Origin of the sequence: Sporosarcina sp. FA9, from assembly GCF_051550205.1 — a bacterium.
Classification (GTDB): domain Bacteria; phylum Bacillota; class Bacilli; order Bacillales_A; family Planococcaceae; genus Sporosarcina.
In genome coordinates, this window is the sequence record NZ_CP188819.1 from 2,146,976 (window position 1) to 2,161,399 (window position 14,424).

Sequence of the window (14,424 nt, forward strand, 5' to 3'; positions counted from 1 at the left end):
CTTGTCAGCTTCTTATACAATTACTTTTCACGTCATAAGCAAAAAAATATTAGTCAATTACAACTTATCATAAAGACTTTAATAAGAAGTGTCAACCTATTAGCAAATCTTGTAGTTTTTTGTACAAGTTATGATTATAATAGAATAAAAGGAGTGGTTTTTTGCCAAAAGCGATGAAATGGGCGATTGTTTTCGTTCTTACATTCACACTTGTTGTGAACACACAAGTTCACAAAGCAGCCGCTGAAACCGCAATTGTAGGTGTAGATTCTCTTAACATAAGATCTGGTCCTGGGCTTACATATGCTGTAATTGGTACATCAAAAAGAGGTGAATCCTTAACAATTCTTGCAACTTCAGACGAATGGGTTCAAATCAATTATGGAAACGGCACAGGTTGGATAGCTTCATGGCTCATTACAACGAACGCCGAAACTTCGAAAAAAACTTCAACTGTTGTTTCACGCGTAGATCTATTAAATATCCGTTCAGGCCCATCTGTCGGTTCTTCCATTCTCGGACGAATGAATGCTGGTGATGAAGCAAAAATGATTGACCAAAACGGTAGTTGGACTCAAATTGTTACTAACAATACCACGGGTTGGATCCATTCAGAATATATCACTGAAATTGCCGAGGAAGTTGAACAGATTACAACAGAGCAAAAACAAGATACCTTTACAATTGCCGTAGATGCATTGAACGTACGAAAGAATGCTGACTTATCATCAAAACGTGTAGGTATTATATATAAAAATGAATCCTATGAAATAAAAGAAATTAACGGAAATTGGGTTCGTATTGTTTTTAATAAGGATAAAAATAAAGAAGGATGGGTTTATTCGTTCCACGGCACCATTTCTTCTTCCACAACCGTTGCAAATAATGAACAAGTAGCAACCACTAATACCGTTACAATTCTCTCAAATGGTACGAATATTAGGGAATCTGCAACTACATCCTCACCCGTAGCAACACGAGCGGACGCGGGAGAAAGATTTACAATTAAATCCGAAATAGATGATTGGTATGAAGTTTCACTAAATGATGGAACTTCTGCCTATATCGCGAAGTGGGTTGTTTCCACAAATGAAGACAATCACACTGAACAAGAAACAAAGAAAGAAAATCAAGCTAGAGTGTCCGGTACTTTAAAAGGACTAACAATCGTCGTTGATCCAGGTCACGGCGGAAATGATCGTGGCTCCACAGGTGCCCGTGGAACAGACGAGAAGAACATTACCTTATTGACATCAGAATTGCTTGCCTCAAAGCTAAGAGCTGCTGGTGCCAACGTTATACTCACCCGTGAAACAGATGCCTACGTTTCCCTTCGGAAAAGAGTAGCAGTTAGTCACCAAGTGGAGGCCGATGCTTTTATAAGTGTTCACTATGATGCTACAACAACTCCATCGGTTGGTGGATTTACAACTTACTATACCTATGACCGACAAAAAAGTTTGGCAACGTATGTAAATGATGGACTAGCTTCTTCAGTTACACTAAGAAACCGTGGTGCACAACCTGGAGATTATCTAGTACTGCGTGAAAACAGACAAAATGCTATTTTAATTGAACTTGGATTTATATCCAATCCCGGAGAAGAATTGAGTGTCACAACAGATATTTTCCGTGAACAAGCATCACTCGGTATTTACAATGGACTTCTCAATTACTTCAACTCAAATTAAAATAGAAAGGACCTTTCCAGTATGTCGGAAAGGTCCTTTTTTATTTGGATTCAAGAAGTATCGTAACGGGTCCGTCGTTGATGAGTTCGACATTCATCATCGCTCCAAAAACACCTGTCTCCACAACTAATCCCTCTTCTAGCAGCTTTTGATTGAAGAAGTTCCAAAGTGGTTCTGCTTGTTCAGGTCGGGCAGCTGCTATAAAGCTGGGACGCCGCCCTTTCTTCGTATCACCATACAATGTAAATTGTGAAACTGAAAGGATATCTCCACCCACTTCATGAATAGACCGATTCATCTTACCTTCATCATCTTCCCATAACCGAAGATTGGAAATCTTTTTTGCAAGATAAACCGCATCTTGCTCAGTATCTTCATGTGTAATACCGACGAGTAACACATATCCCTTAGTTATTGAGCCTGTCACTGCATTATTCACTTGAACAGACGCTGGACCTGTACGTTGTAAAAGTATCCTGATTGCCATCACCTCTACTAATTAATTACACGTTCCACTGAGTAAATGTCACGAACTTGTTTAATTCGATCAACGATACGATGTAAATGTGCAATATTTGTAATTTTAATCGTCATATTCATTTTAGCAATGCTTTCCTTATCAGCTTTTCCGCTAACAGCAACAATAGGAGTCTTTGTTTCCGCAACAACCATCATTAATTCATTTAACAAACCTTGTCTATCAAAGCCTGTAATTTCAATATCCACTTGGAATTCTTTACGAACTCCTTCAACACCATTTGCCCATTCAACATCGATGATACGATCATTTTCTTCATCATCGGACATAATATTCGGACAATCCGTTCTATGAACTGAAACACCTCGTCCTTTTGTAATGAAACCGACGATAGCGTCCCCAGGTACTGGATTACAACACTTGGACAAACGGATTAATAAATTATCAATTCCTTCAACAATAACACCCGATTCCGTCATTTTATTGGAAGGTGGCAATTGCATTTCGGATACGATTTTATCAATCGTATCTTGTTTTTCACGCTCTCGTCTAGACTTTTCCGTTAGACGATTCGCTACTTGTTGAGCAGTTATCCCGTTAAATCCAACAGCTGCACACATATCTTCTTCTGATGTAAAGTTATACTTTTCACAAACGCGTTTAATATTTTCCTGTGTCAGTACTTCTTTAACAATAAAGCCTAATGCTTTTATTTCTTTTTCAATTGATTCCCGGCCTTTTTGAATATTTTCATCACGTAATTGTTTTTTAAAGTAAGAACGTATCTTATTTTTCGCTTGTGAGGATACTGCGATTTTTAACCAATCTCGGCTTGGGCCGAACGATTGTTTAGACGTTAATATTTCAATAATGTCTCCAGTGAATAATTCTGTGTCCAGCGGAACCATTTTGCCATTTACCTTCGCACCAATTGTTCTATTCCCAATTTCTGAGTGAACGCGATAAGCAAAATCAATTGTAACTGAACCGGATGGCAGTTCCATCACATCTCCATTCGGTGTGAATACATAAACCATATCGGAAAACAAATCAAATTTTAAGGACTCCATAAACTCTTCCGCATCGGATGATTCGTTTTGAAATTCCAGTATTTCTCTAAACCAAGTCAACTTGGAATCTATATCAGTTGGATTTGAAGAAAGTGATTTACCTTCCTTATAAGCCCAGTGTGCAGCAACTCCAAATTCCGAAATTTTATGCATTTCTGTCGTACGAATTTGTACTTCAAGTGGATCCCCACCTGGTCCTACTACTGTTGTATGTAAAGATTGATACAAGTTTTGCTTTGGCATAGCGATATAATCTTTAAAACGACCCGGCATTGGCTTCCAAAGTGTATGAATGATTCCAAGAACAGCATAGCAATCTTTTATACTAGGTACGATTATGCGGACAGCAAGTAAATCATAAATTTCGTTGAATTCTTTCCCCTGAACGATCATTTTTCGATAAATCGAATAAAGATGTTTCGGGCGTCCAGACATATCTGCTTCGATTTCCATATTTTCAAGTTCTGATTTTATTTGAGTCATTAGATCTGCTAAATAATTTTCACGTTCAACCCGCTTGCGTTTCATCATATTTACAATTCTGTAGTATTGCTGTGGATTTAAATAGCGCAAAGCTATGTCTTCTAACTCCCATTTAATCGCTGAAATTCCTAATCTATGTGCAAGTGGTGCAAAGATCTCCAAGGTTTCTGACGCTACACGACGTTGTTTTTCCTCAGAAACATGTTTTAATGTACGCATATTATGCAATCTGTCCGCAAGTTTAATTAGGATTACTCTAATATCCTGCGCCATTGCAACAAACATTTTCCTATGATTCTCTGCCTGTTTTTCTTCTTTAGACTTGTATTTCAACTTATCGAGTTTCGTTACTCCATCAACGAGCATAGCAACCTCTTCACCAAAATCACGTATGATATCCTCTCTGCTGACTTTGGTATCTTCTACAACGTCATGCAAGAATCCAGCAGCAACAGTAGAGGGGTCCATTTGAAGCTCGGCAAGAATACCTGCGACTTGTACTGGATGAAGGATGTAGGCTTCGCCCGAGCTTCTGAACTGGCCTTCGTGAGCAATTTTTGCAGCTTCATAAGCCTTTTTCACGATTTGAACATGCTCTTCATTCATATAAGAGGCAACAAGTGCGAATATGTCTTCTTCTGTCATGCCGCGGTTTTTCGCCATAATATTACCCCCTTCGATCTAATTCCCTAAAAACATTAGTATTCCTATTGTATGTATAAATGCATGCAAATGTAAAGTGCTTAGAAAGAAAAGCCCCTCGCTAGTTTGCGAAGGACCTCTTTTTAATAAGTAATTAGTGCTTGCATGTCGTAGCCTTTAAGTTTATCTCGTCCATCTAAATAGGTTAGTTCAATAAGAAACGCACAGCCAGCTACAATGCCGCCAAGTTTTTCAACGAGCTCAATTGTCGCCCCCACTGTTCCACCTGTTGCAAGTAAATCATCTACAATCAATACACGCTGGCCGGGTTTAATGGCATCTTTGTGAATTGAGAGTGTATCTTTCCCATATTCCAAATCATATTCAACATCGATTGTCTCACGTGGTAATTTCCCTGGTTTACGAACAGCAGCAAAACCAACTTCAAGTGCATATGCAACCGGACAACCAATAATGAATCCACGTGCCTCTGGTCCAACTATAATATCCGTACCTACTTGATTGGCAAACTTTACAATTTCATCTGTCGCGAATTTATATGCTTTTCCATTATCCATAATCGTTGAGATATCTTTAAAACTGATACCTTCTTTCGGATAATTTGGAACGATTGTAACATAGTCTTTCAAATTCATTATTGTTCCTCCCCATTGACAGCTTCTATACGCAGTGTATCGAACCATCTTTTCAAATCCATATAAGGTGCATATACAAGTTGTTCCTCAAGCTTCATTTGGTTTTCACGCTCTTTATATGCCGGCGCTTCCGTTAAATCACGTTTTCCGGTAATTTCAACAACAGATGTAAAACCATTTTCTATCTTAACAAATCCAAGCTCAAAAAACACCTTTGTCATAAAATAAACCGAATCGTTGTTCCAACTTTTATGTTTTGCTAATGCTTTTCCTTTATTCACAAAGTCAAAATTCATTTGTTTTTTTAGAAAGCTGTAATACCATCCAAATTGTTCACGACTTGGTAGTCCATCAAAATACTTGGATTCCGGAACGTGAAAATGAGCATAAATTCGTTTTGGATTCAGCTTTTTAACTACTGTTTCTAAGCTAGAGGAGTTTGAAGGAATATCAAGAAAAACAATATTGTCAACATCTGGAATCTCGTCTTTTCCATATTCGTAAATACTGCCCTCTTTAATTGACGATTTAAAATGGCTGACTGTTTGTTCTTGAAAAGCTATAAACGCAGTACATTTTGCGGGTATTGTATGCAACCATCTGGACTGCTCATGAACTCCTCGTAAATCAAACAACTGCCATTCATCAGATAAAAGATCGCGGATTAAAAGCTGTGGTTTTTTATTGCCATTCCACTCATTTACTTGTAAGTCTCCTACAACAGACAGTTTTACAGAAGGTGTTAGTTGATCCCCGATATGACCGAGACCAAACCCGATAGCATCAATTGTATCTTTGCCATTCGTCAACTCTAATTTCAAATGATTCTGTGCTGCTCCTATTTTCCGAATAGACTTAACGGATAAATCCTCAAGTAAATAAACTGGTTTTATAAAACCCATCCCAAAAGGCCTTAGTAATTCAAGAGATTCCAACACTTTTACATCAATTTCATCAATCGTTAGGGGAACATCTATCGCGAGTTTCGGCACAAGCATTTCTGAAGTAAGTGAAGTTTCAGACTGTCGATTCAGGTTTTCTCTTAACTCCATAATATCACTACTATTTAGCGACATACCTGCAGCCATTGGATGCCCTCCGAAATGAGGCAGTATATGAGCATTTTCCGTAAGTTCTTCATACATATTAAACCCTGTAATACTTCTGGCTGATCCTTTGGCAATTCCCTTTTCCACATCCAAAGACAAGACGATTGAAGGGCGGTAATATTTTTCTGTTAAACGAGAGGCAACGATTCCGACGACACCCGCATTCCAACCTTCTTTCGCGATAACGAGAACGTTTGGAATCGCCTCGCCGTACATTTCGGAAATGATTTCTTCTGCCTCTAGCGCCATAGTAGTAACAAGTGCCTGTCTTTCCTTATTTAGCGAATCCATTTTTTCTGCAAGCATTGTCGCTTTAGTAATATCATCCGTCATAAATAAATCCACTGCCGGTGAAGCATCTCCTAGACGACCGGCTGCGTTGATACGAGGGCCAATCATGAATCCGATAGACTCTTCCGTAAGATCGGCTTGCATCGTTCCTGCGACACGTGTAAGTGCTTGGATTGCGGGTCGTCTAGAGACACGCATTCTGTTGATGCCTTCTTTTACAAAATATCTATTTTCCCCACGTAGCGGAACGAGGTCTGCCACAGTTCCAATTGCAACAAGTTCAAGTAGATCCAGGGGTAGTTCTTCCAAAAGTGCACATGCAAGTTTGAAAGCCACGCCCACCCCGGCCAAATCTCCAAATGGGTAGGAGCCTTTTGGATGGCGTGGATGTATAACAGCATCAGCATCCGGCCATACGTCTCCGGGTTCATGATGGTCGGTAATAATAACGGACATCCCAAGCGTTTTTGCAAATGCAACTTCATCCACACCCGAAACACCGTTATCTACGGTTATAATTAGTGAAGCTCTCTGTTCATAAATCTCCTGAAATAGATCTTTATTTGGACCATAGCCGTGCACGAACCTGTCCGGTATTACGAAAAAAACATCTGCACCCAGTCGCTTCAATGCAGTCTTTAAAACGGATATGCTCGTGACACCATCCGCGTCATAATCCCCATAAATTGCAATTCTTTTATTATCCTTAATTGCTTGATTTATCAGTGTAACTGCTTTTTCCATATCGTATAGTAAATATGGATCATGCATTGACATTTGGTCCATATGTAAAAATGATTTAGCTTCTGTAGAATTTGTAATTCCCCTGGAAACTAATATTTTAGCATGCACTCTTGGAATCTTAAGCTCCGTTTTAAGTACGTCTACTATTTTTTCATTCGGACGCTCAACCGTCCATTTTTTCATTGATTCTATCAAAACGTTCACATCCTCTGTTTCATTATAGCGGATGCACTGTTTATCTGAAAGCAGCACACTGTACAAATAAAAAAAACATCGTTTTGATAGTTGTTCAAAACGATGTTTTTTATTAATTTGTAATATCTTCTACACGAATGTCTTGAGGAATAATTTCGCCCGTTGTTTTTTGAAATTCAGCAAGCTCGTTTTGTTGGTTGGCAATCAACACTTCTTTTTCATTGTTATCACGAAGAAGTTCCTTTATGCGTCGATTGGACTGTACAGAGCGAAACATTGCAACGAATGTACTAATTGCTGCACCAAGTAATGCAGAACATAAAATAACAAGAACAAGAGGCCACTCCGATTCACCAAAAACATAGTTAACGGGGACAGCATTAACATTCATAACCGCAAAAACGGCTATGATTACTGCAAAAATTAAACCTAATAATAAGTTCCATTGAATTTTCAAATGAATTCCCCTCTCATAACTATAAAAAAACAGGATATACGAAGAGTATACCCCGTTTTACCAAAGAGTGAAACCAATTACACGACAGGTTCGTCGGAGCCCCACTGTTTCTTATTCACATCAACTTTAATTGAACCTTTTTTATTGATTTCACGTTTTTTAAGATCAAACCATATTTGAGCAGAAATGAAGATCGATGAATATGTCCCAGCAAGCAGACCAATTAATAAAGCAATTGAGAAGTTTTGAATGGACTCTGCACCAAGTGCCATAAGGGCTGCAACAACAAAGACAACGGTTAGAACTGTATTAACGGATCTACCCAAAGTTTGCCTGAGTGATTTATTCACAATTTCTGCAAGTTCTTCAGCATTGCTAATTACACCGCGGTGATTTAAGTTTTCCCGTATTCGGTCAAACGTAACAATCGTATCGTTAATGGAATAACCAATGATTGTTAAAACAGCCGCAATAAAAGTAATATCGACTTCTAAACGAAAAATACTAAACAACGCAAGCATGAAGAAGGCGTCATGGACAAGACCAATGATAGATGCCAGACCCATTCGCCATTCAAAACGGAATGCGACATAAATCACGATTCCAAGTGCCGCAAACAGAAGTGCTTTGAACGCATTTTTCACAAGTTCTTCTCCAACTGTTGAAGATACAGCACTAATATTTGGATTCTCACCGTATTTAGCAAAAAGATCGGATTGGAATCTTTTGATGTCCTCTTGTTTGAACTCTTCTTTATAGCGAACAACGGCTATGTTTCCATTATCACCGGAAATGACGATGTCACTTGATGGATGTCCAATAGAATCGATGTAATCAGAAACTTCACTACTTATTAAGCGATTGTCGGATACGATTTCGACACGTGTACCACTCGAAAAATCGATCCCTAAGTTCAATTTAAATATACCTAACATCGCAACACCCGTAATAAGTAAAACTGCGGAAAGTATATAGAATTTCTTTCGTGTGCTTACAAAATCAAAACGATCGAATTTGGTTGATAATTCAAGCGTTTCTATTTTCTCTTCTGGTTTATGAACCCTGCTCTTGGAAATACCAAAGAGCCCAGTTTTACCGTCCAGCAGGCCACTGTGTACAAGAAGTCCAAGCAGCAAGCGTGAGCCCCATACAGCTGTTAAGAAGCTGACTAGAATACTTATGATAAGAACTGTTGCAAAACCTTTTACGGAACTTGTCCCAAAAATAAATAATACGACTGCAGCAAGAAGGGTTGTTATGTTTGCATCCAGAATTGCTGTAAATGAAGATTTAGCACCTGATACAAAAGATGTTTTCACAGATTTCCCGACACGCAACTCTTCTCGAATTCGTTCGTACGTTAATATATTTGCATCAACTGCCATTCCGACACCAAGCATAAGTGCTGCTATACCCGGAAGCGTCAATACACCGTTAATAGCTGTAAAGACAACGAGGATAAGATAAATATAGACAGACAAAGTAATGACTGCTACCAAACCTGGAATTCGGTAATAAAACAACATAAATAAGAATATAAGTGCAATACCTACGATTCCAGCAAAAATTGTTTTAGTAAGAGCTTGTTCACCAAATTGAGCTCCAACGGATGTTGAAAATATTTCTTCAAGTTTCACAGGTAACGCACCTGCATTCAAAATCCCTTTAAGATTCGTTGTTTCCTCAATAGAAAACGAGCCTGATATTTGAACAGTAGATGAATTAATAGGTACATCTACATTCGGTGCCGATACAAATTTAGGTTTTGGTTTTCCTACTTCAGCTGCAAATGAATCTACACCCTCTTCAAAATCAAGCCAAATAACAAGTTGGTTATTCGGTTTCATCTGAGATATTTCAGTTGTTATTTTACCGAATTTATCTGCTTCTTTCATTTCTAAAGTAACAATGGGTCTTCCATTTTGATCGAAGTCTGCTTTCGCTTTCCCCTCTTTCAAATCATTTCCATCAAGCAAAAGTCTATCATTTACATCTCTAAATGTAAGATTTGCCTGAGTTGAAAGAAGTTCACGCGCTGTATCTTGATCTTCTACGCCCGCAAGTTGTACGCGGATTCGATTGTTTGACTCGACTTGGATATTTGGTTCGCTAACTCCGAGTACATCTACCCTTCTAGATAATGCATCCGCGGTGTCGCTAACCATCGCTTCTGTGATTTTAGATCCATCGTCCTTTAGTGTTTTAACTTGATAAAGAACTTCAAAACCACCTTGTAAGTCCAATCCCAGATTGACATCTTTTAATATAGGTTTTATGGTTCCACCCATTGTTGCAACAAACATAACAATCAATAATAGGAACGCAATAATCCGTCCTCTTGTTTTCATTATAAAGTTTCCCCCTCTTAAATATGAAGCGGCACGGCAGTTAGCTATGTACGCACTCAAAAAACACAATAAGTCTATTATGAAACAGGGGGCTCCGTGTGTCAAATAGACTCGTGTATTTCTTAATAATTAATTCTTTTTCACGTTCGGTTTTAATAGAATTTGTAGTTCATCACTGTTTATTTCAGAAAACCAATTTGAATTTCGCTGTTCTTCAATTTGTGTATACGTCATATAAGCTGCGGGCAATATTCGCAAAATATCATTCGTCATAACGTGCTCGCGTAATTTACTTATGTCTTTTTTACGCCATTTTTTTTGGACACAATATGACCATATGTCCTTTTCTGTTACCGTTGTATACCCATATAAATGGAATTCGGTCTTCTTACTCTCTAACGCAGGATACATATGACTGAATAGATGTTCAAACTGAATCGTCATTGTCCCCATCCCTTTCTCCTACAGTCCTATTTCCAAACATTTACGCATACGTTTATTGTATATGAAATGGACGGAATTGAGAAGGAGTTGTTCAAATTGTCTTCATTCATCCGCGGAACAGCGGTTTTAATGATTGCTGTATTTCTATCGAAGCTTTTAGGGTTCGTTTTTAGGATCCAATTTATGAGAATCGCGGGCGAAGAAGCTGTAGGTATTTACATGACCGCTTATCCCGCATTCATTTTTTTCTTGTCCCTGGTACAGCTTGGTATTCCAATTGCAATCGCCAAAGTAATTGCCGAACTTGAAGCGAAAGGTCAATCGATAAAAATTCCTGAAGTAATGAAAAGTGCGACATTCCTAACAATTTTAACTGCTGCTGTATTCATTCCAGCGTCTATTTTGTTTGTCCCTTTTTTGGCAGGCACATTGCTTTCAAATCCCGCAACTTCTTCAGCACTATATGCCGGGATAGCAATTGTACCGATTGCGGCAATCGGTGGAATCATACGAGGTTATTTCCAAGGAATTGCTCGAATAGAAGAAACTGCGTGGTCACAAATTATTGAACAGTTTTTCCGCATCTTACTTATTTCAGCGTTATTGCCCTTTATTTTATCTCATGAAAGCAATGCCATGAACGCAGCCTACGCAATGATCATAACGCTTCTTGCTGAATGTACTTCAGTTCTTTATTTACTTTTCAAATATAGACAACATAAAAAAAGAAAACCGACTACACTTGAAAAAGTTCAACGCTACCCATTTGAACCTCTTTTAACGATTGCACTGCCCGCTTCAGGAAGTCGATTATTTGGTACATTTACTTGGTTTCTAGAGCCAATTATTTTTTTGCGTGCATTATCGCTTTCCGGAATAACTGCAGTTGCCGCAACTTCGTTATATGGAATCATCTCTGGTGTTCTCGTTCCACTCTTATTATTCCCAGCCTTTATCCCTTACGCCCTATCAGTCGTCCTTGTGCCCGCTGTGAGTGGCGCAGCAGCATCAGCAAATAAAGCGAAACTTCGAGAACGCATACATTTAGCACTTCGTTTATCAGCATTAACCGGTGCCTTTGCAGCAACGGTATTTTTCATCCACGGACAGGCACTGGCTGAAAAGTTGTTTCAAATAACTGAAGGTGGATCCTATATGGTGATTTTAGCTCCCGTTTTCTTTTTTTATTACATCCAAAGTCCCCTCTACTCAATTTTACAAGCAACCGGGGATGCAAAAGCGGGAATGATGAACTCGGTGTACGGCGGAATTGCAAAACTAGCGGTCATGTTCATCCTTGCATCGCAACCCGGATTACAGGTAACGGGTGCTGTTCTAGCGATTGGTTTCGGTGTTCTTATTACGTCTTTTCTCCATATCGCTACATTACGAAAAAACAAAGCAACAGCAACTGGATTTACAATGTTCGCTATGCCGTACGCATCGTTCATCATGACCGCAATTACACGACCTATTTTCATTCCGATTGGTGGTTTTGGGCTTATTACAGAATGCTTAATTACATCAATTTATCTCCTAGTTGTTTTGCTCCTAACAGGTCAAGTGAAGAAGAATGATTTTATGTTGTTTAAGAAATTGTTGAAAGTTTAGTGAGATTTTTCTTTTAACTGAATTACAAGTTCAGCTTTTTCGAATGAACAGTAAAATACATGGGCACTGTCATTTACTCCATTCGATTTTAACTCGTCCACTAGCCACTGATCAGTTTTACCAATAATCTTGACATGTCTACTTTGAATAACACCATCCGTAATAAGTGCCAAAACCGGTTGCGTCCCTTCGTATTTAAAAACCGACAGATTGCCGGATGGTTCCAAAAACGCAAATGAGACTTCTTTGACAGAGCCAATCTGTTGTTCACGTAATTGCTGAAACAAATCGTCTAAATTATATCGTTGCTTCCTCATTTCCGATTCTTGAATAATTCCATCACGAATAATAACCGACGGATCTCCATCAACAAGATCCCGGAACTTTTTACTTTTCAGCGAAAAATAGGACGATAAAAGTTGAATGAACAGCAATATAATGATTGGCACGATAGACATAATCAGTTTTTTGTCTGGAGAATCCAGTGCAAATGCAGCAACTTCGGCCATAATGACAAATACAACGACATCAATTACTGAGAGTTCGCCGACTTCCCTTTTACCCATTACGCGTAAGACAAATAGAATAAGAATATATAGTAAAACCGTTCGATAGCTAATAATTAGCAAATCATTCATGTGTACCCTCCTATAATTAAAGGATGCCCATTGTACTTTAGCAAATATACAAAAAAAACGACGATAGTTCGTACAGGAATAATCCTGTCAAAACTACCGTCGCTTTATTGTTATGATTTCATGTACTTATTGATTTACTCGACCAATAGCTTGTCTGTCGAATTGCAATGTTGTGCTTTCAGATACTTTTAAATAAATTGTAGTGTCATCAACAGCGTCTATTGTACCGTGAATTCCGCCAATTGTAATAACCGCGTCCCCACGTTTCAAATCGCTCTGCATTGTTTTCGTAGCTTTCTGTCTTTTTTGTGCTGGTCTAATTAACAAAAACCACATTATTGCAAACATCGCTACGAAAGGTAGTAAACCTATCAACGTTTCATTCATTTTCCATCCCCCTTTCGACCTCGATTCATTATACAAGATTTAAAAGTTTTTTGCATTCAGTTTATTCAATCCGTAGCTTTCGAAAAACTCGTCTCGAAAATCACCGAGAGAATCTGTCCGTATTGCACCACGAACTTCCTCCATTAAATTCAGAAGAAAGTGCAAGTTATGGTACGACGTCAAACGTATTCCAAAAGTTTCATCCGCACGTAATAAGTGACGAATATAAGCACGACTGTAATTTTTACATACATGACACGTACATTTGTCATCGATTGGACCAAAGTCACGTTCGAATTTTGCATTGCGCATATTAATACGCCCAGAACTTGTCATAAGAGCACCGTTACGTGCAATTCGCGTAGGAAGCACGCAGTCAAACATATCGATACCACGAATTGCACCGTCAATGAGGGATCTTGGTGAACCCACTCCCATCAAATATCGTGGTTTATCTTCGGGTAAAAGAGGTGTTGTAAATTCAAGAACTTCATTCATCACTTCTTTTGATTCGCCAACCGAAAGCCCGCCAATTGCATAACCCGGAAAATCGAGGGATATGAGATCTTTAGCACTTTGTTTTCGAAGTGCCTCAAATTCTCCACCTTGGACAATACCAAACAGTGCCTGATCGGCGGGACGACCGTGAGCAGATAAACAACGTTCTGCCCATCTAGAAGTCCTTTCAACACTAGCTTTCATGTATTCAAATGTCGCGGGATATGGTGGACATTCATCAAAGGCCATCATGATATCTGCCCCAAGTGCGTTTTGAATTTCAGTTGCTTTTTCTGGACTTAAAAAGAGTTTACTGCCATTCAAATGATGTCTAAAATGAACGCCCTCTTCTTTTATTGTTCTAAATTCACTGAGTGAAAAGACTTGGAATCCACCTGAATCTGTAAGTATCGGTCGATCCCAGTTCATAAATTTGTGTAATCCGCCTGCTTCTTGAATAATATCATGGCCAGGACGAAGCCATAAATGATATGTGTTGCTTAAAATAATGCCAGCCCCAACTTCTTTTAACTCTTCAGGAGACATTGTTTTAACCGTTGCCTGCGTACCCACTGGCATAAAAGCAGGTGTCTCAAAAGAACCATGTGGAGTATGGACAATTCCAAGCCTTGCTCCCGTTTGTTTACATGTTTTTATATGTTCGTATCTAACTGCTGGCATA

Annotated in this window: 12 protein-coding genes and 1 other annotated feature (1 of these 13 running past the window's edge); of the genes, 2 read left to right on the forward strand and 10 right to left on the reverse strand. The window is 38.7% G+C overall.

Annotated elements, in window-relative coordinates; genetic code table 11:
• Positions 1-45 (reverse strand) — a binding site (T-box leader) (it extends 194 nt beyond the left edge of the window).
• A 116-nt stretch (positions 46-161) separates the two neighbouring features.
• Positions 162-1,691, forward strand: coding sequence for an SH3 domain-containing protein (locus tag ACP8HH_RS10735; RefSeq protein ID WP_438311124.1), 1,530 nt, complete (start codon positions 162-164; stop codon positions 1,689-1,691).
• 40 nt (positions 1,692-1,731) lie between these two features.
• On the opposite strand, the gene dtd is transcribed toward ACP8HH_RS10735, so the two are convergent.
• The 7 genes from dtd to ACP8HH_RS10770 all read right to left on the reverse strand — a co-directional run bounded on the left by dtd (position 1,732) and on the right by ACP8HH_RS10770 (position 10,608).
• On the reverse strand, positions 1,732-2,172 hold the full coding sequence (dtd, locus tag ACP8HH_RS10740; protein ID WP_438319123.1) for a D-aminoacyl-tRNA deacylase: 441 nt from the start codon (positions 2,170-2,172) through the stop codon (positions 1,732-1,734).
• A gap of 14 nt (positions 2,173-2,186) precedes the next feature.
• Positions 2,187-4,385, reverse strand: coding sequence for a RelA/SpoT family protein (locus tag ACP8HH_RS10745; RefSeq protein WP_438311126.1), 2,199 nt, complete (start codon positions 4,383-4,385; stop codon positions 2,187-2,189).
• A 122-nt stretch (positions 4,386-4,507) separates the two neighbouring features.
• Complete coding sequence (locus ACP8HH_RS10750; RefSeq protein WP_438311128.1) at positions 4,508-5,020, reverse strand: adenine phosphoribosyltransferase; 513 nt, start codon at positions 5,018-5,020, stop codon at positions 4,508-4,510.
• Complete coding sequence (gene recJ, locus ACP8HH_RS10755; protein WP_438311129.1) at positions 5,020-7,347, reverse strand: single-stranded-DNA-specific exonuclease RecJ; 2,328 nt, start codon at positions 7,345-7,347, stop codon at positions 5,020-5,022. Before recJ ends, ACP8HH_RS10750 begins: the two co-directional genes overlap by 1 nt.
• A 124-nt stretch (positions 7,348-7,471) precedes the next feature.
• Positions 7,472-7,816, reverse strand: a complete 345-nt coding sequence (locus tag ACP8HH_RS10760) for a LapA family protein (protein ID WP_438311131.1) — start codon at positions 7,814-7,816, stop codon at positions 7,472-7,474.
• Between the two features lie 77 nt (positions 7,817-7,893).
• On the reverse strand, positions 7,894-10,164 hold the full coding sequence (gene secDF / locus ACP8HH_RS10765; protein WP_438311134.1) for a protein translocase subunit SecDF: 2,271 nt from the start codon (positions 10,162-10,164) through the stop codon (positions 7,894-7,896).
• Between the two features lie 129 nt (positions 10,165-10,293).
• The gene (locus tag ACP8HH_RS10770; RefSeq protein WP_438311135.1) at positions 10,294-10,608 is read right to left on the reverse strand and encodes a post-transcriptional regulator; all 315 of its coding nucleotides are present in this window, start codon (positions 10,606-10,608) and stop codon (positions 10,294-10,296) included.
• A 96-nt stretch (positions 10,609-10,704) separates the two neighbouring features.
• Between ACP8HH_RS10770 and ACP8HH_RS10775 the strand changes: the two genes are divergently transcribed.
• The gene (locus ACP8HH_RS10775; RefSeq protein WP_438311137.1) at positions 10,705-12,219 is read left to right on the forward strand and encodes a putative polysaccharide biosynthesis protein; all 1,515 of its coding nucleotides are present in this window, start codon (positions 10,705-10,707) and stop codon (positions 12,217-12,219) included.
• Here ACP8HH_RS10775 and ACP8HH_RS10780 read toward each other — a convergent pair.
• The 3 genes from ACP8HH_RS10780 to tgt all read right to left on the reverse strand — a co-directional run bounded on the left by ACP8HH_RS10780 (position 12,216) and on the right by tgt (position 14,423).
• The gene (locus tag ACP8HH_RS10780) at positions 12,216-12,857 is read right to left on the reverse strand and encodes a DUF421 domain-containing protein (protein ID WP_438311139.1); all 642 of its coding nucleotides are present in this window, start codon (positions 12,855-12,857) and stop codon (positions 12,216-12,218) included. The genes ACP8HH_RS10775 and ACP8HH_RS10780 overlap by 4 nt on opposite strands.
• Positions 12,858-12,983: 126 nt before the next feature.
• Positions 12,984-13,244: a preprotein translocase subunit YajC gene (gene yajC, locus ACP8HH_RS10785; protein WP_381535968.1), complete on the reverse strand. Its 261-nt coding sequence runs from the start codon at positions 13,242-13,244 to the stop codon at positions 12,984-12,986.
• Positions 13,245-13,283: 39 nt separating this feature from the next.
• The gene (gene tgt, locus ACP8HH_RS10790) at positions 13,284-14,423 is read right to left on the reverse strand and encodes a tRNA guanosine(34) transglycosylase Tgt (RefSeq protein WP_438311140.1); all 1,140 of its coding nucleotides are present in this window, start codon (positions 14,421-14,423) and stop codon (positions 13,284-13,286) included.
• Position 14,424 lies beyond the last annotated feature (1 nt).

Coding starts and splice junctions, on each gene's coding strand:
- ACP8HH_RS10745 (WP_438311126.1), bottom strand. CDS start 4,385: ATGGCGAAAAACCGCGGCATGACAGAAGAAGACATATTCGCACTTGTT.
- ACP8HH_RS10750 (WP_438311128.1), bottom strand. CDS start 5,020: ATGAATTTGAAAGACTATGTTACAATCGTTCCAAATTATCCGAAAGAA.
- recJ (WP_438311129.1), bottom strand. CDS start 7,347: ATGAAAAAATGGACGGTTGAGCGTCCGAATGAAAAAATAGTAGACGTA.
- secDF (WP_438311134.1), bottom strand. CDS start 10,164: ATGAAAACAAGAGGACGGATTATTGCGTTCCTATTATTGATTGTTATG.
- ACP8HH_RS10770 (WP_438311135.1), bottom strand. CDS start 10,608: ATGACGATTCAGTTTGAACATCTATTCAGTCATATGTATCCTGCGTTA.
- ACP8HH_RS10780 (WP_438311139.1), bottom strand. CDS start 12,857: ATGAATGATTTGCTAATTATTAGCTATCGAACGGTTTTACTATATATT.
- yajC (WP_381535968.1), bottom strand. CDS start 13,244: ATGAATGAAACGTTGATAGGTTTACTACCTTTCGTAGCGATGTTTGCA.
- tgt (WP_438311140.1), bottom strand. CDS start 14,423: ATGCCAGCAGTTAGATACGAACATATAAAAACATGTAAACAAACGGGA.